Annotated in this window: 23 protein-coding genes and 2 riboswitches; of the genes, 14 read left to right on the top strand and 9 right to left on the bottom strand. The window is 43.1% G+C overall.

Annotated features, from left to right (window positions below; translation table 11 throughout):
* Nucleotides 1–2: 2 nt before the first annotated feature.
* Both LWH95_RS11410 and LWH95_RS11415 read left to right on the top strand, forming a co-directional pair.
* Nucleotides 3–158, top strand: a complete 156-nt coding sequence (locus tag LWH95_RS11410) for a hypothetical protein (protein WP_232919621.1) — start codon at nucleotides 3–5, stop codon at nucleotides 156–158.
* Between the two features lie 2 nt (nucleotides 159–160).
* A complete protein-coding gene (locus LWH95_RS11415) occupies nucleotides 161–331 on the top strand; it encodes a hypothetical protein (RefSeq protein ID WP_003239006.1) in 171 nt (56 codons plus the stop codon).
* A gap of 42 nt (nucleotides 332–373) precedes the next feature.
* Here LWH95_RS11415 and LWH95_RS11420 read toward each other — a convergent pair whose 3' ends face one another.
* Complete coding sequence (locus LWH95_RS11420; RefSeq protein WP_060398489.1) at nucleotides 374–1,396, bottom strand: acyltransferase family protein; 1,023 nt, start codon at nucleotides 1,394–1,396, stop codon at nucleotides 374–376.
* A gap of 252 nt (nucleotides 1,397–1,648) precedes the next feature.
* On the opposite strand from LWH95_RS11420, the gene kinE reads away from it, so the two are divergent.
* The 3 genes from kinE (at nucleotide 1,649) to LWH95_RS11435 (ending at nucleotide 4,574) form a co-directional block, all read left to right on the top strand.
* Nucleotides 1,649–3,865, top strand: coding sequence for a sporulation two-component system sensor histidine kinase KinE (gene kinE, locus LWH95_RS11425; RefSeq protein ID WP_232919622.1), 2,217 nt, complete (start codon nucleotides 1,649–1,651; stop codon nucleotides 3,863–3,865).
* Nucleotides 3,862–4,359: a methylated-DNA--[protein]-cysteine S-methyltransferase gene (locus LWH95_RS11430; RefSeq protein WP_232919623.1), complete on the top strand. Its 498-nt coding sequence runs from the start codon at nucleotides 3,862–3,864 to the stop codon at nucleotides 4,357–4,359. Before kinE ends, LWH95_RS11430 begins: the two co-directional genes overlap by 4 nt.
* Nucleotides 4,360–4,448: 89 nt before the next feature.
* Entirely contained in the window at nucleotides 4,449–4,574 is a 126-nt protein-coding gene (locus LWH95_RS11435; protein WP_003239001.1) for a hypothetical protein, read from the top strand.
* Between the two features lie 33 nt (nucleotides 4,575–4,607).
* Here LWH95_RS11435 and mtnA read toward each other — a convergent pair whose 3' ends face one another.
* The 3 genes from mtnA to LWH95_RS11450 all read right to left on the bottom strand — a co-directional run bounded on the left by mtnA (nucleotide 4,608) and on the right by LWH95_RS11450 (nucleotide 7,994).
* Entirely contained in the window at nucleotides 4,608–5,669 is a 1,062-nt protein-coding gene (gene mtnA / locus LWH95_RS11440) for an S-methyl-5-thioribose-1-phosphate isomerase (protein ID WP_232919624.1), read from the bottom strand.
* Nucleotides 5,670–5,676: 7 nt separating this feature from the next.
* Complete coding sequence (gene mtnK, locus LWH95_RS11445) at nucleotides 5,677–6,870, bottom strand: S-methyl-5-thioribose kinase (RefSeq protein ID WP_232919625.1); 1,194 nt, start codon at nucleotides 6,868–6,870, stop codon at nucleotides 5,677–5,679.
* 105 nt (nucleotides 6,871–6,975) lie between these two features.
* A riboswitch (SAM riboswitch) is annotated at nucleotides 6,976–7,131 on the bottom strand.
* A gap of 83 nt (nucleotides 7,132–7,214) precedes the next feature.
* Nucleotides 7,215–7,994: a carbon-nitrogen family hydrolase gene (locus LWH95_RS11450; protein ID WP_232919626.1), complete on the bottom strand. Its 780-nt coding sequence runs from the start codon at nucleotides 7,992–7,994 to the stop codon at nucleotides 7,215–7,217.
* 94 nt (nucleotides 7,995–8,088) lie between these two features.
* Between LWH95_RS11450 and mtnE the strand changes: the two genes are divergently transcribed.
* The 5 genes from mtnE (at nucleotide 8,089) to mtnD (ending at nucleotide 12,568) form a co-directional block, all read left to right on the top strand.
* Complete coding sequence (mtnE, locus tag LWH95_RS11455) at nucleotides 8,089–9,282, top strand: methionine-glutamine aminotransferase (protein WP_003238996.1); 1,194 nt, start codon at nucleotides 8,089–8,091, stop codon at nucleotides 9,280–9,282.
* Between the two features lie 41 nt (nucleotides 9,283–9,323).
* A riboswitch (SAM riboswitch) is annotated at nucleotides 9,324–9,424 on the top strand.
* A gap of 84 nt (nucleotides 9,425–9,508) precedes the next feature.
* The gene (gene mtnW, locus LWH95_RS11460; RefSeq protein WP_232919627.1) at nucleotides 9,509–10,726 is read left to right on the top strand and encodes a 2,3-diketo-5-methylthiopentyl-1-phosphate enolase; all 1,218 of its coding nucleotides are present in this window, start codon (nucleotides 9,509–9,511) and stop codon (nucleotides 10,724–10,726) included.
* The gene (mtnX, locus tag LWH95_RS11465; RefSeq protein WP_232919628.1) at nucleotides 10,723–11,430 is read left to right on the top strand and encodes a 2-hydroxy-3-keto-5-methylthiopentenyl-1-phosphate phosphatase; all 708 of its coding nucleotides are present in this window, start codon (nucleotides 10,723–10,725) and stop codon (nucleotides 11,428–11,430) included. Before mtnW ends, mtnX begins: the two co-directional genes overlap by 4 nt.
* The gene (locus LWH95_RS11470) at nucleotides 11,388–12,017 is read left to right on the top strand and encodes a methylthioribulose 1-phosphate dehydratase (RefSeq protein ID WP_232919629.1); all 630 of its coding nucleotides are present in this window, start codon (nucleotides 11,388–11,390) and stop codon (nucleotides 12,015–12,017) included. Before mtnX ends, LWH95_RS11470 begins: the two co-directional genes overlap by 43 nt.
* Before the next feature lie 14 nt (nucleotides 12,018–12,031).
* The gene (gene mtnD, locus LWH95_RS11475; protein ID WP_232919630.1) at nucleotides 12,032–12,568 is read left to right on the top strand and encodes an acireductone dioxygenase; all 537 of its coding nucleotides are present in this window, start codon (nucleotides 12,032–12,034) and stop codon (nucleotides 12,566–12,568) included.
* Nucleotides 12,569–12,608: 40 nt separating this feature from the next.
* On the opposite strand, the gene LWH95_RS11480 is transcribed toward mtnD, so the two are convergent.
* Nucleotides 12,609–12,929 carry a YkvA family protein gene (locus LWH95_RS11480; protein WP_003238991.1) on the bottom strand — a complete coding sequence of 107 codons (321 nt, stop codon included), beginning with the start codon at nucleotides 12,927–12,929 and terminating at the stop codon, nucleotides 12,609–12,611.
* A gap of 202 nt (nucleotides 12,930–13,131) precedes the next feature.
* Between LWH95_RS11480 and spo0E the strand changes: the two genes are divergently transcribed.
* Nucleotides 13,132–13,389 carry an aspartyl-phosphate phosphatase Spo0E gene (gene spo0E, locus LWH95_RS11485; RefSeq protein ID WP_003218598.1) on the top strand — a complete coding sequence of 86 codons (258 nt, stop codon included), beginning with the start codon at nucleotides 13,132–13,134 and terminating at the stop codon, nucleotides 13,387–13,389.
* A gap of 85 nt (nucleotides 13,390–13,474) precedes the next feature.
* On the top strand, nucleotides 13,475–13,906 hold the full coding sequence (locus tag LWH95_RS11490) for a hypothetical protein (protein ID WP_019258237.1): 432 nt from the start codon (nucleotides 13,475–13,477) through the stop codon (nucleotides 13,904–13,906).
* A 27-nt stretch (nucleotides 13,907–13,933) separates the two neighbouring features.
* Here the strand turns inward: LWH95_RS11490 and kinD are convergent, their stop codons facing one another.
* Nucleotides 13,934–15,454, bottom strand: a complete 1,521-nt coding sequence (gene kinD / locus LWH95_RS11495; RefSeq protein WP_232919631.1) for a sporulation kinase KinD — start codon at nucleotides 15,452–15,454, stop codon at nucleotides 13,934–13,936.
* A 192-nt stretch (nucleotides 15,455–15,646) separates the two neighbouring features.
* On the opposite strand from kinD, the gene mhqR reads away from it, so the two are divergent.
* Nucleotides 15,647–16,084: a MarR family transcriptional regulator MhqR gene (gene mhqR / locus LWH95_RS11500; protein WP_003232475.1), complete on the top strand. Its 438-nt coding sequence runs from the start codon at nucleotides 15,647–15,649 to the stop codon at nucleotides 16,082–16,084.
* A gap of 39 nt (nucleotides 16,085–16,123) precedes the next feature.
* Here the strand turns inward: mhqR and motB are convergent, their stop codons facing one another.
* The 3 genes from motB to clpE form a co-directional block, all read right to left on the bottom strand.
* Nucleotides 16,124–16,909 carry a flagellar motor protein MotB gene (motB, locus tag LWH95_RS11505; RefSeq protein ID WP_019258238.1) on the bottom strand — a complete coding sequence of 262 codons (786 nt, stop codon included), beginning with the start codon at nucleotides 16,907–16,909 and terminating at the stop codon, nucleotides 16,124–16,126.
* Nucleotides 16,881–17,693 (bottom strand): flagellar motor stator protein MotA, encoded by an 813-nt coding sequence (motA, locus tag LWH95_RS11510; protein WP_003238984.1) that lies wholly within the window; start codon nucleotides 17,691–17,693, stop codon nucleotides 16,881–16,883. Before motA ends, motB begins: the two co-directional genes overlap by 29 nt.
* A 384-nt stretch (nucleotides 17,694–18,077) precedes the next feature.
* Nucleotides 18,078–20,177: an ATP-dependent protease ATP-binding subunit ClpE gene (gene clpE / locus LWH95_RS11515; RefSeq protein WP_232919632.1), complete on the bottom strand. Its 2,100-nt coding sequence runs from the start codon at nucleotides 20,175–20,177 to the stop codon at nucleotides 18,078–18,080.
* 366 nt (nucleotides 20,178–20,543) lie between these two features.
* Here clpE and LWH95_RS11520 point away from each other — a divergent pair, with 366 nt between their 5' ends.
* On the top strand, nucleotides 20,544–21,587 hold the full coding sequence (locus tag LWH95_RS11520) for a YkvI family membrane protein (protein ID WP_133487672.1): 1,044 nt from the start codon (nucleotides 20,544–20,546) through the stop codon (nucleotides 21,585–21,587).
* The last annotated feature ends 104 nt before the right edge of the window (nucleotides 21,588–21,691 follow it).

The following is a 21,691-nucleotide window of genomic DNA, read 5'->3' on the forward strand; positions in this document are numbered from 1 at the left end:
GTATGAAGCGCAAAGCTGAAGTGAATGAAGCCATTAAAAATAACAATACACCTACCGAGAGCATGGACCCAAATTCATATAAGACACAGTATCATGACGAACCGAATTTTAGGGGTGCAAACCGCAATTCCAAACAGGGTCAGCAAGGAGGCATGTGATTTTGAAGAAAAACCGTCATAGCAAAGATATGCAAAATCATAAAAAGCCTATGAATAAGAAGGTGCTGGAGGAAGAATTCTCAAGTGAATTTGGGGATTACAATGCCGGAAAAATCATCGAAACGCTAGAAGTCACAAAGCCTAAAAAGAAAAAAGAGAAAAAACAAAAATAAAAAAAGACCTCTTAGGCGGCGTTCCGCTTAAGAGGTGCTTTTCTATTTTAAATAAGCATTTTTGCTGCTTCCCCTGACGAATTGCAATAAGCTGGTCATTCGCAGCTCAATGAAGGGCTGAGCAACTGTCTTAACAAAATTGCTGGAGAGAACGGACGTAAGGGCAGCGGTTAAAAGTAATAGAATGACTAAGTTCTGATAGTCAGTAAGCTGATCCTCAAGACCGACCTGCCGCAGCGTTTTAATAATAAACCCATGAAGCAGATAGACGTAAAAGGTCCGCGTGCCCCATTTTGTAAAGAAATAGCGTTTTTGCGGAACGAGCGCTAAAAAGCTGAAAGTAGATGCGAAGGCGAGTACATACCAGCCGATCCTGATCAGGCCGCTAGCCAGGGTAACGTCTCCAAATGAAGAATACGGTTTAGAGCCGAACAGAAAAGAATAGTCAAAATCAATGCCCCAGCAGATGACGAATACGGCGGCAAGCACCCCGGTCGCAATTTGTTTGCCTCGTTTTGATCTCAGTAAATCAAAATGATGTTTATTTAAATAAAACCCGACAAGGAACATCGGTAAGAATACAAATGTCCGCGACAAGCTCAGCGTGCTGCTGACAAAGTCAAGATAGCCGATCAGCACGGCAATTCCGCAGCTGACAAACAGCGCCCACAGCTTAGAAAGCTTTGAAAAAGGATAAAGCAGCAGATTCCAAAAGAATAAGCTGACGAGAAACCATAACGACCATTGCGGATCAATCGGATTCACATTTGCCATACTTTCGTCTTGCATAATGTAATAAAAGACGGAATAAATGATTTGGAAAATCAAATACGGAATAATCAGCTTGACCGCCAGCTTTTTCACATATCCCGCGCGTTTAAAGCCTTTCGCGAAATATCCGGATACGAGAATAAAGGCAGGCATGTGGAATGTGTAAATGAACTTGTAGAGGTAGAGCATAAAGTTGTTATCATTAATAAAAGATCGAAGAATATGACCGAATACAACAAGGAATATCAATAAGAATTTTGCATTATCGAAATAACTGTCCCGCGATTTACTCATAGCATCACCTTCTCTTTAATCAGTCACTAAGAGATTATTCCCTGTTGGTATATATTTTAAAATAAAAGATGAAAAAGGAATCTAAAAAACCGCTGATTGTTAGGACGATGTAAAGTGACGGTAAGGATCGTAGAAAATGTCTTCGTTATGTAACCGCGCTGAAATTTTCTGAAATTTATAGGGCAAATGAAGGAAGTTCCCGCATTTTGTAGAAATATTGAGGGATAGGTTTTGAAGAAGGAGTGTACACGTATGGAAACTCTTGGTGTCCAGACAAATTCAGAGCTGCAGGAAGAACTGAAGCGTCTCAAAGAAGAAAATGTCCAGCTGAAAAAGGAATTGAATCAGCATCAAGTGATTGTCAACAATACGCTCGATGCTATTTTTATATGTGATAATGAAATGCGGATCGTTCAGGCGAATGAAGCGACGGAGAGGATGCTTCAAGTTGATTCGGAAGATTTGAAAAAGCGTTCCGTTTTGGATTTTTTGTTTTCAATCCCAAAGGATGAGCTGAATCTTGCCGTAAAGAAGTTTTTTAAGAAAGGTTTCCTGTGGAAGGAGGTTCCGATCAGGCTTGATGGCGGGGCGACAAAATACATAGAGTTTCTGGCCAAAAGAGGGATAGGCGAGGATTTCTTTTTTGTTGTCATGAGAGACATATCTTCCAAGAAGATTCTGGAGCGGGAATTCTCTATGAATGAACAGCTTTTTAAGGACTTGTTTGACAGAGCTGTTGACGGAATCGTCCTTTTTGATAAAGATGGCGGTTTTATTGATGCCAATTTGTCCTTCTGTAAAAGCTTTGAAATCAATCAAAATGAGCTGTCTCATTTATCGTTGTATGAGTTCATAGACAGCGGCTCACGAAAAGACTTTGATAATATATGGAAGGCGCTCAACCGCAAGGGAAAAGCGAAGGGTGAGCTGCCCGTCAAGCTTCGTTCAGGAGTCCAAAAGCTATTTGAATTCACGATTACTTCAAACATCATCAGCGGTTTTTACATGTCCATTATGAGGGATATCACAGAGAAGCGGTCTATGGAGCTGCAGCTCTTTAAAAGTGAGGAGCGATTTAGAGAAATATTTGAAAATGCGATGGACGCCATTATCATCTGGTCGAATGACGGAAGAATCGTAAAGGCGAATCAGTCAGCCTGTAAAATCTTTGAGCTGCCGATGAATCTGCTGTTGAAACGAAGGCTGTGTGATTTTCTCGTTGACTCACAGCAGAAATACAGCATAACAAAGAGGAAATACGCAAAATACGGAGAGATCAGAGAAGAGCTGCTGTTTCAAATGGGGAACGGGCAGTTCAAAGAACTCGAATTTACTTCAAAGCGGACAATACTTGAAAACCAGCATTTAACGATTTTAAGAAATGTCAGCGACAGAAAGCGGATGGAAAAGGAGCTTCGGGAAAGCGAGCTGAAATTCAGAAAAGTGTTCAACGGCTCAATGGACGGCAATGTATTGTTCGACAATCAATACCGGATCATCGACGCCAACCCGTTAGCAAGCCATATTTTAGGCCTGTCACATGAAGAGATTAAACAGCACAGCCTATTAGATATTATTTCTTCATATGAAATAGAAAACCTTGCTTCGCCGGCAAGGCAGATTAATTTTGATGAAATGGACAACGAAATTCCGTTTTTGCTGAGCAGCAATGACAACAGAAAATTGGAATTCTCATTTAAACGAAATATTATTCAAAATATGAACCTGGCCATCTTTAAAGACGTAACAGAGCGAAAAGAACTGGAGGAACGCCTGCGCAAGTCAGATACCCTTCATGTTGTCGGCGAACTCGCTGCAGGCATCGCTCATGAAATCAGAAATCCGATGACAGCTCTTAAAGGCTTCATTCAGCTCCTGAAAGGAAGTGTGGAGGGAGACTACGCCCTTTACTTCAATGTGATCACCTCAGAACTAAAGCGCATCGAATCCATCATCACCGAATTCTTGATTTTAGCCAAGCCCCAGGCCATTATGTATGAAGAAAAACATGTTACCCAAATTATGAGAGACACCATAGACCTTCTCAACGCGCAAGCAAATCTTAGCAACGTGCAAATGCATCTTGAGCTAATTGGCGACATCCCACCGATCTACTGTGAACCGAATCAGCTGAAACAAGTATTTATCAATATATTAAAAAATGCCATCGAAGTGATGCCTGACGGCGGAAACATTTTTGTGACGATAAGGACATTGGATCAAGATCATGTTCTCATCTCCTTAAAAGACGAGGGAATCGGAATGACAGAAGATAAATTAAAGCGCCTTGGTGAACCGTTTTATACGACAAAGGAACGGGGAACTGGACTTGGGCTTATGGTAAGCTATAAAATTATTGAAGAGCATCAAGGCGAAATCATGGTAGAAAGTGAAGAAGGGAAGGGCACCGTTTTCCATCTTACGCTTCCCGTCAGACAGAATGCTGAAGAAAGAAGGATTGATGAATGAACTACTATACATCAGCGGAAACGCCGCTCGGGGAACTTATAATTGCTGAGGAGGATGGACATATCACCCGTCTATTTCTCAGTCAGGAAGATTGGATGGATTGGAAAGAAAGCGTTCAGAATACAGAGCACATGGAAACACCTTATCTGGCAGAGGCCAAAAAACAGCTTCATGAATATTTCGCCGGCGAAAGAAAGAGATTCTCACTGCCGCTCAGCCAAAAGGGCACTCCTTTTCAGCAAAAAGTGTGGGAAGCGCTGGCGATGATACCATACGGAGAATCCCGAAGCTATGCTGACATCGCCGCTGCGGTCGGCAGTCCGAAAGCGGTGCGCGCAGTCGGACAGGCTAATAAACGAAACGACCTGCCGATTTTTGTCCCATGCCACAGAGTGATCGGCAAAAACAGTGCGTTAACAGGGTACGCTGGGAGCAAAACTGATATCAAAGCATTTTTGCTGAACATCGAGCAAATCTCCTACAAAGAAAAATAAAACATATGGCACGTTCCCTTTTTTCACGGCCGACATATCATTTTATTAAGTTAAAAAAGTTGGTCTGATGAAAAAGGAGGACAAAGCAATTGAAGCCGAGCCGCTCTGAGAAAATTGCCGTTTTTGCCAAACTGTTTGTGAAACTGCATATCTTATCAAGCGCTCAAAAAGATGAAATCATCAATATGAATAAAAACAAACAAAAAAACCGCTGACTCGGCCCAAAATGAGCAAAGTGCAGCGGTTTTTTAGTAAACCTTTTCGCCTCTGAACAGCTGTTCAATTTCTTCTTCATACGAACCGGTCATAATCCCTTTTTCTGTGATGATTCCTGAAATGAGATCATGGGGCGTAATGTCAAAAGCAGGATTAAAGACAGGCACGTCGGTTGGTGCGGTCCGGACTCCGGAAATCTGCCTTACTTCCTCGGGATCCCGTTCCTCTATCGGGATATCAGCGCCGCTTTTCACTTTCGTATCAAATGTAGATAATGGTGCGGCGACAAAAAACGGAATATCAAAGGCGTTTGCTAAAATCGCGAGACCGTATGTTCCGATTTTATTTGCCGTATCACCGTTCTTTGCAATTCGATCAGCTCCGACGATGACAGCGGAAATTTGTTTTTCCTTCATCGTATGGGCGGCCATGCTGTCTGTGATTAGAGTGACATCAATGCCTCCCTGCATCAGCTCCCACGCAGTAAGGCGTGAACCTTGAAGGACAGGTCTTGTTTCACAAGCATAAATATGCAATCCCAAATCCTTTTGTTTGGCTAAGTAAAATGGAGCGAGTGCCGTTCCATAACGGCTTGTCGCGATAGAGCCGGCATTGCAGATCGTCATAATCCGGTCGCCTTTTTTGAAAAGCTGCAGGGCGTTTTGGCCGATCATTCGGCACGTTTCCTCATCTTCGACCTGAATCTGAATCGCTTCATGGACAAGGTTTGTTTTTGCTTCATTTACGGAAATGGCGTTTTCGATCGAATGACTCAGTCTCTCAAGCGCCCATGATAAATTAATGGCGGTAGGCCGTGAGCTGTTTAAATACTGTTTGATGTCATCCAGTCTGCGGCGGAATTCCGTGACATCATCTGTTTCGATGTCTTTTGCAGCAAGCGCAAGTCCGAAGGCAGCTGTAATGCCGATGGCCGGAGCGCCTCTTACTTTGAGCGTGACAATGGCGTCAAATACATCCTCTTTCGTCGTCAGCTCCAGATATTCCGTCACATCAGGAAGCTTTTGCTGATTTAAAATGGTAATGGCTGTTTCTTTCCATTCAACAGAACGCGGAACAGCAAATGAATGGGTCATGAATGGATCATTCCTTTACAAGTAACTTAAATAATTCAATAACATCCGTTATCGTTTTGAATTCCGAACGTTTTTCGATAAAAGCTGTGCCGGTTTCGAGCGCCAGCCGTTTTCTGCCGATTCGTTTATCAAACGGCACGATCGTATCCAGATCAGCCACATGCGCAAGTCCGATCGCGCGGCGTATCAGCTCGCAGCCCGCAAACCCGATCGCCTCTTCAAAAATATGACTGAGCGTATCAGTAAGGTAACCGTCGATTTTGGCGTAAACATCCAGACTGTCCTTCTCCCAGGCTACACTAAACGTCTCTTTAAACGTTTCCCAGACCTGCTTAACATGTTCATATAACGGCCCTCTGTCAGCCCCGTCACGGCCGAGTGCGTTCAAGAATAAGTTGGCAATAAATTGGCCTACATCAAAGCCGATCGGTCCGTAAAAAGCAAATTCAGGATCAATCACCTTTGTTTCATGTTCGCTGGCGAAAATGCTTCCTGTATGCAAATCACCATGAATCAATGTTTCTGCAGATGTTAAAAACGACTTTTTCAGCTTAGCGGCTTCGATTTTGACGTTGTCATTATTCCACAGCTTCTCGACAAAAGGCCGAAGCTCTTCTTCAAAGTCATTTGTGTCATGATCAAAGAAAGGATCTGTAAAGACAAGTCTTTCCGTTATGTCGCACAGCTCCGGATTTGTAAATTGTTTAACAAGCTGTTTTTTCACCTTGGGTTCAAGCGCGTAATCTGATGAGTAGAAAAGTGTTTTTCCTAAAAATTCACCGATGTGCTGTGACAGGTGCGGATAATATTCCCCCTCAATGAGTCCTTTTCTTGCGATTTTCAGGTGAGAAAGATCCTCCATAACGGTAACCGCCAATTCTGTATCAGAATAAAACACTCTTGGAACCAGATGAGGGACATGCTCGCCCTGGCGTATGAGAGCACTGCTTTCAATTCTTGCGCGATCGATTGTCAGCGGCCAGCTTTCTCCGACCACTTTTGCATAAGGAACTGCCTGTTTAATGATCAACGCTCTGTCATGTTCTTGATCATAAATATGAAAAACGTAATTTAAATTGCCGTCGCCGATCTCCTGGCATGTCAGCGTGCTTTTGCTTGGAAATAAGCCAAGCTTCACCGCAAGTGCCACAGCGGAGCTTTCATTTAACGTTTCGTATAAAGGTGTTTTTGTGACTGCCATTGTCATAACCTCCAATTATGTAATCTCTTTGATATGTTTGCAGCTGAATGGCCGTAAAAAAGCCTCCTTCTCAGAGAGAAGGAGGCTTAACATCTATGTCCGCCTCTCTTATCTCTCAGATCAGATCTGAAGGAATTAGCACCGTGCCTTAAGAGACGAGCGTCTCGGCGCGAAAAAGATGCGCCCCATTTCACAATGGAATTACGGTCGGTTGCTGTTGGGGTCAAAAGGCCAAATCCCTCGCCCAACTCTCGATAAGAGAATATATTCACTTGTTAAACAATTCTAATTTATCAGTTGATGAACATAGTAACAGGTGTTTTATTAAGTTGTCAATATATTTTTTAATATAAATCTTTTCTGATATCATCGAAAACAGGAATGCTCTCCCGCACTTCAACGCTTTCCTGAAGGTCGATTTCCGCACGTACTATGCCTTCTTCCAGGCCGCCTTCAGCAAGTATACGCCCCCATGGATCAATAATCAGGCTATGCCCGGCAAATTCATTATCTGGATTTGAACCGGTACAATTGCAGGCAGCGACAAAGCATTGATTCTCAATGGCCCGCGCAATAAGCAGGCTTTTCCAATGATCAAGGCGGAGAAGGGGCCATTCCGCAGAAATAAACAGCACGTTGGCTCCTTTTGTCGTATGTTTTCTGATCCACTCCGGAAAACGGATATCGTAACAGATCAGTCCTGAGCTTTTGACGCCATCTAGCTCAAAGTAGCCGTCTTCGGAACCGGCTGATAAATACACATGCTCATCCATCAGCTGAAAAAGATGGACTTTTCTGTACTCTTTAATAATTTGTCCTTCCTTATCCGCGATGTACATTGTATTATAAACATCAGAATCCTTTCTGACAGCGACCGATCCGGCGACAATATGAACGCCATGTTTCTTTGCCGTTTTCTTCAGCCAGTTCTGAGCAGAACGCCCGTCTTCATCAGCGAGCTCATCAAGGTTGGACAGGTCATATCCGGTCGTCCATAATTCAGGAAGAACAAGAACATCAGCATGTTTACTTTCTTTTTCGATTAAAAATTCAGCCTTTTTTATATTTTCCGAAGGTTTACCGTATGAAATATCAAATTGAAGACAAGATATCGTCCATTTCATCTTTTTAACACCCCAAATTTTTCTTTACTTTTTTCATTTAACCATATATGATGATGGACTATTATTTCAAGAATTTTTTAGAAGGTGAGAATAGATGAAATTTGAACAGTCTCATGTATTGAAGGAATTGCCTAAACAATTCTTCGCTTCTCTGGTGCAGAAAGTGAACCGAAAGCTCGCAGAAGGACACGACGTCATTAACCTCGGACAGGGAAATCCGGATCAGCCGACTCCGGAACATATCGTTGAGGAAATGAAACGAGCCGTTGCTGATCCAGAAAATCATAAATATTCGTCTTTTCGCGGCTCATACAGTCTGAAGTCGGCAGCGGCAGCATTTTATAAAAGAGAATACGGCATTGATCTTGATCCTGAAACTGAAGTCGCTGTATTATTCGGCGGGAAAGCCGGTCTGGTCGAGCTCCCGCAATGCTTGCTGAATCCTGGTGATACGATTTTAGTTCCGGACCCGGGCTATCCTGATTATTGGTCAGGTGTCACACTCGCGAAAGCGAAGATGGAAATGATGCCGCTCGTAAAGGACAGGGCGTTTCTTCCTGATTACAGCAGCATCGCCGCTGAAGTGAGGGATCAGGCGAAATTGATGTATTTAAATTATCCGAATAATCCGACCGGAGCTGTTGCTACCTCTGAATTTTTTGAAGAAACCGTGAGTTTTGCGAAAGAAAACGGGATCTGTGTCGTTCACGATTTTGCTTACGGCGCTGTAGGGTTTGACGGCTGCAAGCCTTTAAGCTTTTTGCAGACTGAGGGTGCGAAGGATATCGGGATTGAAATTTACACGCTGTCAAAAACGTATAATATGGCAGGGTGGCGGGTCGGCTTTGCCGTCGGAAACGCTTCGGTCATTGAAGCGATTAATCTTTATCAAGACCATATGTTTGTCAGCCTTTTCAGAGCGACTCAGGAAGCTGCAGCGGCGGCACTGTTAGCTGATCAGGCATGTGTGGCGGAGCAAAATGCCCGATATGAAAGCAGGCGAAACGCTTGGATCACGGCATGCCGGGAAATCGGCTGGGATGTGACAGCCCCGGCAGGTTCATTTTTTGCATGGCTGCCTGTGCCTGAAGGGTATACTTCCGAGCAGTTCTCAGACCTTTTGCTGGAAAAAGCGAATGTGGCGGTTGCAGCTGGAAACGGCTTTGGTGCATATGGTGAGGGTTACGTCAGAGTCGGACTGCTGACAAGTGAAGAAAGACTCAAGGAAGCCGCTTATCGAATTGGGAAACTGAACCTGTTTACCCAAAAAAGCATTGACAAGATCTGATAACGATGGGATAATTCAAAATAATTTATAAAATCTATATTTTCTTATCAAGAGCAGGCAGAGGGACGAGCCCGATGAAGCCCGGCAACCGACTTGTAAAGCACGGTGCTAATTCTTGCAGCTGGCGGCTGAGAGATAAGATTCGGACGAGAAACGAAACCTCTTTAGACGCGATTGCTGTTTGAAGAGGTTTTTTTATATGGATGAAAATGAAAGGAGCTCTGGCATGAGTGAGTTATTAGCAACATATCTCCTGACAGAACCGGGAGCCGATGCAGAGAAAAAAGCAGAACAAATCGCAACAGGATTGACAGTAGGCTCCTGGACTGATCTGCCCCTGGTAAAACAGGAGCAAATGCAAAAGCACAAGGGACGGGTGATAAAGGTCGAGGAGAGAGAGGGAACTCTTGCATCAGGAAAACAAGCGGTGATCACAATTGCCTATCCTGAAATGAATTTCTCTCAGGATATTCCGGCTTTGCTGACAACAGTGTTTGGCAAGCTGTCGCTGGACGGGAAAATCAAATTAATCGATCTTCACTTCTCTGAAGCATTTAAGTGCACACTGCCGGGACCGAAGTTTGGCGTATATGGTATTCGGAAGCTGCTGGGAGAGTTTGAGAGACCGCTGTTAATGAGCATATTTAAAGGGGTTATCGGAAGGGACCTGAGTGATATTATAGAACAGCTCAGACAGCAGGCGCTTGGCGGAGTTGACTTGATTAAGGACGATGAAATTTTCTTTGAGACAGGTCTGGCGCCTTTTGAAACAAGAATTACAGAAGGAAAGCAAATATTGAAAGAAACGTATGAGCAAACCGGGCATAAAACGCTGTATGCTGTCAATTTGACTGGACGTACGGCTGATCTGAAAGACAAAGCGAGACGCGCTGCCGAATTAGGAGCGGATGCGCTTTTGTTTAATGTCTTCGCTTACGGTTTGGACGTCATGCAAAGCCTAGCGGAAGATCCCGAAATCGCAATCCCGATTATGGCACATCCAGCGGTCAGCGGGGCGTTTACGTCTTCACCGTTCTACGGCTTTTCTCACGCTCTTTTGCTCGGAAAATTAAACCGGTATTGCGGTGCTGACTTCAGTCTCTTCCCATCTCCATACGGTTCGGTTGCGCTTCCAAAAGAAGATGCGCTGGCAATTCACGAAGAATGTGTGAGAGAGGATGCCTTTCATCAAACATTTGCCGTTCCGTCAGCCGGCATTCATCCCGGTATGGTTCCGCTTTTAATGCGGGATTTCGGTATAGATCATATTATTAACGCCGGGGGAGGCGTACACGGACATCCGAACGGCGCCCAAGGCGGGGGTAAAGCATTCAGAGCCATTATTGATGCGGTCTTAGAAGCTCAGCCGATTGATGAAAAAGCCGAACAATGTAAGGATCTGAGGCTTGCGCTTGATAAATGGGGAAAGGTTGAAGCCGTATGACGACTCGAAAGCCTTTAATTATTTGTGATTTTGACGGAACCATCACAATGAACGATAACATTATAAGTATCATGAAAACTTTTGCTCCGCCGGAGTGGACGGCATTAAAAGACGGCGTACTTTCCAAAACGCTGTCGATCAAGGAAGGTGTCGGGCGGATGTTCGGCCTTCTGCCAAGCAGTTTAAAAGAAGAGATTACAAGGTTTGTATTGGAAGATGCAAAAATCAGGGAAGGCTTTCGGGAATTTGTAGCGTTTGTCAAGGAGCATGAGCTTCCGTTTTATGTGGTTAGCGGAGGAATGGACTTTTTTGTGTATCCATTGCTTGAAGGCATTGTGGAGAAAGATCGTATTTATTGCAACCATGCGTCATTTGACAGTGACTATATTCATATTGACTGGCCTCATTCTTGCAAGGGAACATGCAGCAACCAATGCGGCTGCTGCAAGCCGTCGGTGATACATGAACTTTCTGAGCCAAACCAATATATCATCATGATCGGTGATTCGGTTACAGATGTGGAGGCGGCAAAGCTGTCTGACCTTTGCTTTGCAAGGGATTACTTATTAAACGAATGCCGGGAACGGAACCTGAATCATCTTCCGTATCAAGATTTTACTGAGATAAGAAAAGATATTGAGAATGTAACGGAGGTACAGGAATGGCTGCAAAACAACAACGCTGGCGAGAGCTCGCTGAAGTAAAACGGGAATTGGCCGAACGAGATTGGTTTCCGGCGACTAGCGGCAATCTGTCTATTAAGGTTACTGATGAGCCTTTAACATTTCTCGTAACCGCAAGCGGTAAAGATAAACGAAAAGAAACGGATGAAGATTTTCTGCTAGTAGATCAAAACGGAGAGCCTGCCGAAAGCGGACATTCTTTGAAACCGTCAGCAGAAACGCTCTTGCATACACATTTGTACAATAAAACCAATGCCGGATGCTGCCTGCACGTCCATACGGTAAACAATAATGTGATTTCAGAGCTATACGGGGACCAAAAGAAAATCACATTCAGAGGCCAGGAAATTATAAAAGCGCTCGGCCTGTGGGAAGAGAATGCAGAAGTGACCGTTCCGATCATTGAAAATCCGGCTCATATTCCGACACTCGCGGCACTGTTTGCCGAAGAGGTTTCAGAAGATTCAGGAGCTGTTCTGATCCGAAACCACGGTATTACCGCTTGGGGCAGAACGGTATTTGAAGCAAAAAGAGTGCTTGAAGCATATGAATTTTTGTTCAGCTACCATTTGAAATTGAAAACACTCCAGCATCAGCTGGTTAAATAAAAGGAGGAACTGAAATGGCAACAATTCGAATGCATGATGAGGCGAATACAACGATTGTAAAACAAGAGGAAGTTGCAAGCTTTCTCGACAGTCAAGAGGTTATTTATGAGCAATGGGATATCGCAAAGCTTCCTGAACAGCTTTCAGAGAAATATGATCTGACAGAAGAAGAAAAACAGCAAATCCTCGATACCTTTGAAACTGAAATTAAAGATATCTCAGCCCGACGCGGCTATAAAGCACAGGATGTTATCTCCTTGTCAGACAGCAATCCGAAACTTGATGAACTGCTTGAGAACTTTAAAAGAGAGCATCACCATACAGACGATGAGGTCCGTTTTATCGTAAGCGGACACGGCATTTTTGTTATTCAAGGCAAAGACGGAACGTTTTTTGATGTCCGTTTAAACCCTGGAGATTTAATCTCAGTGCCTGAGAATATCCGCCATTACTTCACGCTTCAGGAGGACCGCAAAGTTGTTGCTGTGAGAATCTTTGTCACAACTGAAGGCTGGGTTCCGATTTATGAAAAAGACAGCGTGAATCAATAAGCAGGAAAAGCCCCGTTCAATCGAACGGGGCTTTTTATATTTATTGCAAACGCCACTTTTCATATTGTGACATTTCTTTTTTAATCAGTGTCCAAATCAAACCTAGAACAGCTGCATCGTCAATGATCCCAAGACCAAGGATAACGTCTGGAATGATATCGAGCGGCATGGCGATATACAAGATGGCAGCACTTAGAAGCAAAAGTGTTTTAACCTGTGAACGGGGGTAGTCGCCGTTTCTCCAATCGCGAAGCATTTGAAAAAAAACAGTGATGTGCTGGATACATTTTTTTCGGTTTTTCCTTTTTAAAATCGCTTTTCCGCCTGCCGCTCCGAGCATTATTGCTTTCTTTTTCTTCATCGGGCATACCTCCTGCCTGGCGGTGTGTTTAAGATATTCTTCACCTGGGTATTGTTCTTCTAATCCTATCAATATATCTATTATACCTGAAAAATTAACTTATTTAATGAAAATATGTTTACAAATAAAGTATAATCTGTAATAATGCACAATAACCCAATCAAACTTGTTTCCTATTTCTTAGCGGCGAGGGGTGAAGTGAATGGGCGGTTCTTCTGAACAAGAAAGATTGTTGGTGTCTATTGATGAAAAAAGAAAGTTAATGATAGATGCCGCTAGAAAGCAGGGATTTACAGGGCATGACACGATCAGACACAGTCAGGAGCTGGATTGTTTAATAAATGAATATCACCAGCTCATGCAAGAAAACGAACATTCCCAAGGGATTCAAGGCCTTGTAAAGAAATTAGGCTTGTGGCCCCGCAGAGATGTTATGCCTGCATATGATGCAAATAAATAGCGGCGCTATCAGATGCATATATAAAGAGAGAGCTTTTCAGAAGCGCTCTTTTTTTCTGGAAAAATTCATATGAAAGAGGGAACTGATGAAAGAACTGGCGATTATCATTACTGAAATGGTCAATCAATTTCATGATGCTTTTATTTCATTATGCGGAATGTTTGGCATTCATTTAACCGACAAAGAGATGCATTTTTGGGTGATCGGCATTTTTGGCATTTTCTTTTTCGGCGTCACTCACGCTGTGTTTACATGGCTTTCTAAGTGGAGCATGACAGCCTTGTCCTTTATCTATACCGTTACAGTCATCATTGTCATCGTATTTGCTATTGAAATTCAGCAAAAAGTAACGGGGAGAGGGAATATGGAGTTTTTAGATGCCACTGAGGGTTTAAAGGGTTTTTTGGTATTCTTTATGTTTTTTTTGGTTCTGAAACTGCTGTTGCGTTTCATCAAAATACTCTTTTCTGGCAGAACAGCAAGCAAGTCGAATGGCAATTCACGTTCAAGAAGATAAAAACCCCTCCTGACACGGTCAGGGGGGTTATGAAGCGGATACGGGGAGGGTGATCGTCACCTCCGTGCCTCTTCGCACTTCACTTTCGATATGAATGGAGCCTCCGTACATCAGCACGATCCGTTTACATACGACAAGGCCGAGACCGGTTCCTTTTTCTTTAGAAGTGACAAAGGGAAGGAAGATATGATCGAGCATTTCCTGAGAAATCCCTTCACCGTTATCCACGACTTTGATAATGGCCTTTTTATCCAAAGCTCCTAAGGAGATCGTCAGTTTGCCTCCTTCAGGCATTGACTCGAGGCCATTTTTTGCTACATTTAAAATCACTTGTTTAATATGATCTTTTGTACATTTTACGAGTAAGGGCTGCTCGGTTAAATACTGTAATTCAACTTCAACATTGTATAGGTTGCCCTCAGAATAGATGATCGGCATAATTTCACCGATAATATCCTGAAGCGAGTTCAGCTCCCATTTTTCAGCTGTCGGCTTGCCGAGAACGAGGAACTCACTCACAATTTGATTAATGCGCTTTATCTCCTGTTCAATAATGGAGAAGTAAAGCTGATCTTCTTCACCTTTATATTTCTTTTGCAACAGCTGAATAAAGCCGCTTATGCCGGTGAGCGGGTTACGGATTTCATGAGCCGTGCTGGCAGCAAGCGTCCCGATCAGTTCTAATTTTTGCGCCTCATTTTCTGACCGCTCAAGCTGGGTTTGCCGCTTCAGCAAATAATACAGCACGAGAATAAAAAGGATATTCAGCAGAACAATAATACATGAAAGTGGAAGCACAAGGCTTTTCGTCAGTTCTTCTATTGTGACGGGATTCGGATATACTTTCATATTCCAACTGATATCATCCAGATATCCGCTGACTGGTTTCTGATCTTTTACATGAGAGGCCTGTCCGCTTGTAAAAATCATTTTCCCGCCTTGGTTTATCACTTCAATATAAACATCAGGGCTCAGCAAGTTAATGAGGTTTTTCAAATAATCAATTTGGATAGCTGCGACAAGATAATCTGTTACATTTTCCTTTGAGTCCAAAACAGGAACACAAATGGTAAAAATCGGCTGGCCTGTAATTCTGCTCGAATAACTATCTGAAATGACTGTCTTTTTTGTTTCCTTCGCTTTTGTAAAAAAAGATCTGTCGGCCAGGTTTACTTTCGTTTTTAATTCCGTTGTGCTTACGGTAACGTCTCCTTTGGCGTTCAGAAAATAGAGACCCGAAAATCTCGGTTCTGAATCAAAGGTTTTTTCCAAAATCGACTGCATTTTCTTTATATCAACCGGTCTGTCAATGGCGATGGACAAGGAGGTCATTCTCGCCTTTGTTTCTCCGATTAAATAATTGATTTTGTTGCGGTGAAGGTTCAGCAGGACACTCGCTTCTTGCTTATGTTCTGCAGCTATTGTATCTTTTTCTTTTTCATATACGAAAAAGCTTATGACGATTGCCGGAATCACGACCAGTATAATATAAAGTTTGACTCTCCCGCAGGCGCCTTTTAGTATTTTCAATTTGCATCGCTCCAACATACACCTGATTAGAGGTATTATATCATTGTTTCTTCTTCTTTAATAAGAAAAAATAACCAAAAAAATTAGAAAAAGATGTTGAGCAGCTTACATGATAAAAAAGAAGAGAAATATTGGAAAGATTTTTATTGACATTTTGGTCTTTGTTTATTAATGTTTCTCTGTAACGGTTTCTAAAAGGATGATTGAGACATGACAGAAAAATCACTGAAGTTATTTATCGTGCTGTCGCGCGCGTATCGGTCTATTAACGATCATATGAATAAACATATTCATAAGCATGGACTGAATCCGACTGAATTTGCTGTGCTTGAGCTGTTGTACCATAAAGGCGATCAGCCGCTGCAGCAGATAGGGGATAAAATTCTCTTGGCTAGCGGGAGCATCACATATGTTGTAGATAAGCTGGAGCAAAAAGAACTCCTCATTCGGAAAGCGTCTCCTACAGACAGACGAGTGACATTTGCACAAATCACTGAAAAAGGCATCGGTCTTTTGAATGATATTTTCCCTGATCACGCTGCTGAAATTGATGAAATGATCAGCGTATTAAGCGAAGAAGAGGTAGAGATGTGCACAGAAATGTTAAAAAGAGTAGGATTAAACGCAAAACAATTTCATAATAAGTAAAAAAAGGAAGCCTGATATGTCACAAGGCTTCCTTTTTTACTATTTTTCATTTGTTTCCGCTGCGCCTCTCGGCAAGATGAGAACTTCAACGCGCCGGTTTTTGCTGCGGCCTTCCGCTGTTTTGTTGGAAGCCACCGGTTTATACTCACCGTAGCCCTTGGCACTGAACACTTTTGCGTCTAGCTTAGGGTTTTCAATCAGAAGCCCCATAAAGTTTACCGCTCTCATGACACTTAAATGCCAGTTTGATTGGAATTCAGAATTTTTAATTGGCATATTATCAGTATGTCCGCTGATAATGATATTTCTCGGCGGATTAATCACAAGAAGATTAGAAATCTCTTTTGCAAGCGGTACATCTACTTTACGTATGGTCGCTTTTCCAGAATCAAAGAAAATGCTGTCTTTAATCGTAATCAGCAGGCCTTCACTAGTCATCTTTGTTTCCAGCTGATGTTCCAGCTTTTTATCTTTGATGAACTTTTCCACCTGGCTTTTTACATTTTTAAGCTCTTCTTGATCAGCTGCTTTTTCTCTTTCTTTCTTGTTTTTCTCTTTCTCTTCTTTTTCCTTTTTCACTTCATCGATTCCGTCTGACTCGTTTTCAGGAGGGGTGACACTGGAGTAGTCCAGTACACCGGTGCCGCCTGTAAAGACTTCATTAAATGATTTTGAAAGCATTTGAAACTTAGCTGCGTCAATTGAGCTGCTTGCGTACAGCACAATAAATAATGCCAGGAGAAGAGTAAGGATATCGGCGTAAGGAACCAGCCATGATTCATCAACGTGCTCGTCCTCATGCTTCTTCTTCTTTTTTCTCGCCATTTTGCGCCTCTCCTTGTTCTGCAAATTTCAAGCGGTCCTTCGCAGGAAGGTACATTAAAAGCTTTTGTTCGATGACTTTCGGTGCTTGTCCTTCTAATACGGACAGAACGCCTTCAATCATAACCTCACGCAGTTTTACTTCTTGTTTTGATTTTCGCTTTAATTTATTTGCGAAAGGATGCCATAACACATATCCCGTAAAGATACCGAGAAGGGTGGCGACAAAGGCTGCACTGATGGCGTGTCCAAGCTCATCTGTATTGTCCATATGAGAGAGGGCGGCAATCAGTCCGATTACTGCGCCGAGTACTCCAAGGGTCGGCGCGTAAGTTCCCGCCTGTGTAAAAATAGCGGCTCCGGCTTGGTGCCTGTCCTCCATCGCTTCAACTTCCTCTGTCATGATATCTCTGATAAATTCCGCGCTTTGCCCGTCAACAGCCATGCTGAGCCCGTTTTTCAGGAAAGCGTCATCTACATCCTCAATGCTTGCTTCTAAAGCAAGCAGGCCTTCGCGGCGCGCAAGCTGGGCCCATTCTGAGAACATAGGAATAAGCTCCTCTATTGTCAGCTGTTTGTTTTCCTTAAATAACACTCGGAACAGTGCAGGCACTTTTTTAATTTCTTTAGTTGGGAACGCAATAACGACTGCTGAGATTGTCCCGGCGATAATAATTAAGATGGCAGCGGGGTTTGCAAGCGCGCTGAAACTGACGCCTTTCAGAACCATCCCGACGCTCAATGCCACAAAAGCAAGAATAATACCGATTAACGAAGTTTTATCCATAGTTTTCACCAAATCCTTTTTTACTAGCTTGTCTATGGTTAATATCGGTTTCGGTGCCCGGAACTTTAGGGACATTGTGAATTTGTTCATGAAATATTCAAGGAAGAGGCATAGAAGGGAGAAATAAACAAAACCGGACTTTTCAAAATTGAAAAGCCCTCTTAACGGTATTGAAATTGACAGCTTGATTGCAAGCTGTTCCTCAGGCGGTCTTCATATAATAATAGAAACAAATATTCACTGTATATAAACAAGCTCCATCCCTCCTTAAGAAAAGGGTAAAGGATGAAGGGGAGTAGCGCTTCAGGGGAAGGGACGGTATTTTCTCAGCCAAGAGTATGAATGCATAAAAAAACGGCTTCCTAAATAGGAAACCGCTGATCGTTATTTCGCTTGTACTTTGATTTTATTATCCTCTGCAGTGACGTGAAAACTTGTGATCTCGCTATTGTCAAGCAGCAGATCGGTCATTTCATCCTCCACCCATTCTTGGATGGTTCTTCTGAGCGGACGTGCACCGAATGAAGGGTGGTAGCCCAGCTCAGCGATTTTTTCTTTCGCTTCGTCTGTTACACTCAAGCTGATGCCGCGTTCTGCCAATGTTTCTTCAAGTTCTCCAAGCAGCAGGGTGACGATTTTGACCAGATGTTCTTTTTCCAGTGAGCGAAATTCAATAATGCCGTCAAAACGGTTGAGGAACTCAGGTTTAAAGAACATGCTCAGTGAATCAATCAATGTTTGTTCTTCGATTACACTGTCATCTGATTGGAAACCGACTTTCGTTTGTTTTTCGCCGGTACCCGCGTTGCTTGTCATGATAATCACAGTGTCTTTAAAGCTTACGGTTCTGCCTTGGCTGTCTGTCAGACGGCCGTCCTCCATGATTTGCAGGAACATATGCTGAACGTCAGGGTGTGCTTTTTCAATCTCATCCAGCAACACGATGCTGTAAGGATTGCGGCGCACTTTTTCTGTTAATTGTCCAGCTTCCTCATGGCCGACATATCCAGGCGGTGAACCGATGATTTTAGATACGGCGTGTTTCTCCATGTATTCGCTCATATCGAGGCGGATAATAGAGTCTTTGGTGCCGAATAATTCATCTGCCAGCGTTTTAGAAAGCTCTGTTTTCCCTACGCCGGTAGGACCGACAAAGAGGAAGGAGCCGACTGGTCTGTTTTTGGATTTTAATCCGGCGCGGCTTCGTCTTACCGCTTTTGCCACTTTTTGAACAGCGGCTTCTTGTCCGATCACACGTTCATGAAGTTTTGCTTCAAGCTCTTTCATTTTTGTTTGTTCATCTGCCTGCAGTTTGCCGACAGGGATGCCTGTTTTTTGTTCAACGATATCCTGAATGTGCTCAGCTTCCACAGTGACAGCGGAATGAGCGGAAGAGCTGTTCAGTTTTTTCTCCAATGCGATTTCTTCATCACGGAGTTTTGCCGCCAGTTCGTAATTTTCTTCTTCCAGGGCTTTTGTTTTTTCAGCTTCAATCGCAGTTAATCGTTTAGCCGCATCCTCATCATTCAGCTCATCAATTAACAGGTTGGCTTTTGAACCAGCTTCATCCAATAAGTCAATCGCTTTATCCGGCAGGTGTCTGTCCTGAATGTAGCGGGATGATAAAGTCACACATGCTTTGATTGCTTCATCGCTGAATGTCACGCCATGGTAAGCTTCATATTTGTCTTTAATCCCTTGCAGAATGAGGATGGCCTGTTCAATAGAAGGCTCCTGCACCATGACAGGCTGAAAACGTCTTTCCAGTGCGGCATCTTTTTCGATTTGACGGTACTCTTTCAGTGTTGTCGCACCGATGACTTGCAGTTCGCCTCTGGCAAGGGCAGGCTTGAGAATATTGCCTGCGTCCATTGAACCTTCTGCAGAGCCTGCGCCAACGAGAAGATGAATTTCATCAATGAACAGTATGACATTTTTTCGTTCTTTCAGCTCAGTGATCAGCTGTTTCATTCTCTCTTCAAATTGGCCTCTGATCCCTGTGTTTGCAACGAGGGATGCAACATCAAGCAAGTAAAGCTCTTTGTTTTTCAGTTTGTTTGGAACATCACCTTCAGCAATTTTTAAAGCGAGCCCTTCGGCGATTGCGGTTTTCCCTACACCCGGCTCACCAATGAGAACCGGATTGTTTTTGTTGCGGCGGTTCAGAATTTCGATCACGCGCGCTACTTCTTCATCACGGCCGATGACGGGATCTATGAGACCGGCTTTTGCACCGTTTGTAATATTTTGAGCCAGCTCATCAAGCAATCCTTTTTTCTCGCTTTGTTTTGCTGCGTTTTGTTCTTTCGGCTGGAATGCTTGTTCAAACGGAAAACCGAAAGATTGAGGACCCATGCTCATTGAAGGTTTGCGGGTCAGCTCGTTATAGCAAGTTTCACATAGAACCATATGTTTATGAACAGAATTTATTTGCATGTTAAGGCGAATCGTCGCCTCGTTTTTATGACAATGTTGACAACGCATTTGCCAAAACCTCCTTAAAAGTTTGATCTTCTTTGACCAATGGATGTGAATAAAAAGGCCGTTTGAATTTGACCTTCTTTGACTATTAGTATACGGCAAACTTATCGGCTTTCAAAACAATATGCTCAGAGCAGTCTGACTATTTGACTAACTTTGACCAATTGATTTTTAAAAAAGGTCGGTTTGTTTGACCAACTTTGATTAATAGTATACTCTGACTATCTTTGACTTTCAAGTCATTTGCGTAAAAAATTTTTGATTTGTTTACACAGTAAAACATGTTTTCTTCGTCTTTTCAAGGAACTTGTCTCATAGGTTATAAAAAGGCATATATGGACAAAACTGTGGTTCGTTCGGAGGGGAGAAATGGAACAATCAAAAGGATCAGCAAGTCAGCTTGCTTTCGTGTATATCGGCACAGTAGTTGGAGCTGGATTTGCGACTGGCAGGGAAATTGTTGAGTTTTTTCTGAAGTTCGGCTGGTTCGGTTTATTCGGCATTATCGTCAGCGGCGGGATGTTTACGTTACTGGGAGCCAAGCTGATGATCATTTCAAAGCGAATCAATGCCAAGTCATATCAAGAAATGAACATATTCTTGTTTGGGGCGACGGCTGGCCGGATTATCAATGTGTTTATGCTGTTTGTTCTCCTCGGCGTCACATCTGTTATGCTTTCTGGGGCAGGGGCGCTTTTTGAGGAGCAGCTGGGGATGTCCGCTCAAATTGGGATGCTGATTACAATTGGGTTGAGCTTAATTGTGATGACTAGAGGTGTAAAAGGCATTTTCGGTGTCAACGTGTTTGTTGTTCCTCTTTTGATCATCTTTTCTATGGTTGTGGTGGCCGACTCTTTTATTTTCAGCGAGTCGCGGAACATAGCTCAGTGGGTATGGCCGCATCGCTGGGACTGGCTCTTATCAGCGTTTTCTTACGGCGCTTTGAATTTATCGCTTGCCCAAGCGGTTTTGGTTCCGCTTGCGAATGAAATGTCATCGGAAAAAGTGATAAAAAAAGGCGCTTTAATCGGAGGCACGATACTGACGATTGTGCTGTCCGCGAGTTTTCTGTCTTTGTCGATGCTCCCGGATGTATTTTTGTATGATATACCGATGGCTCAAGTGGTTTATCTCTTTGCACGATCTGTCCATTTGATTTATTTGCTCATTATTTTCGGCGAAGTGTTCACATCGGTTATCGGCAATCTATATGGATTGGAAAAACAAGTGCAGAGCTTTCTTCCAATCAAAAGCAAATATATCTTTGCAGCTATTATGACCACGGCTTATATTACGAGCCAAATCGGGTACGGCAAGCTCATTTCAACGATTTATCCATTGTTTGGTTATGTGAGTCTGGCCTTCATAGGCGCCCTGATTTGCAAAAAGGCTCCCCGGCGGCGCAGTTTATAATTACATATATAAATAAAGCGAGCCGTCATTGCAGAACGGTGCTTGGTCGGGAAGCTAGGGGCTGACTTTTTTATTGTCAAGAAAAACAACATTATGGTAAGATA

It is taken from the genome of Bacillus sp. G16 (assembly GCF_021282335.1).
Taxonomy (GTDB): Bacteria; Bacillota; Bacilli; order Bacillales; family Bacillaceae; genus Bacillus; species Bacillus inaquosorum.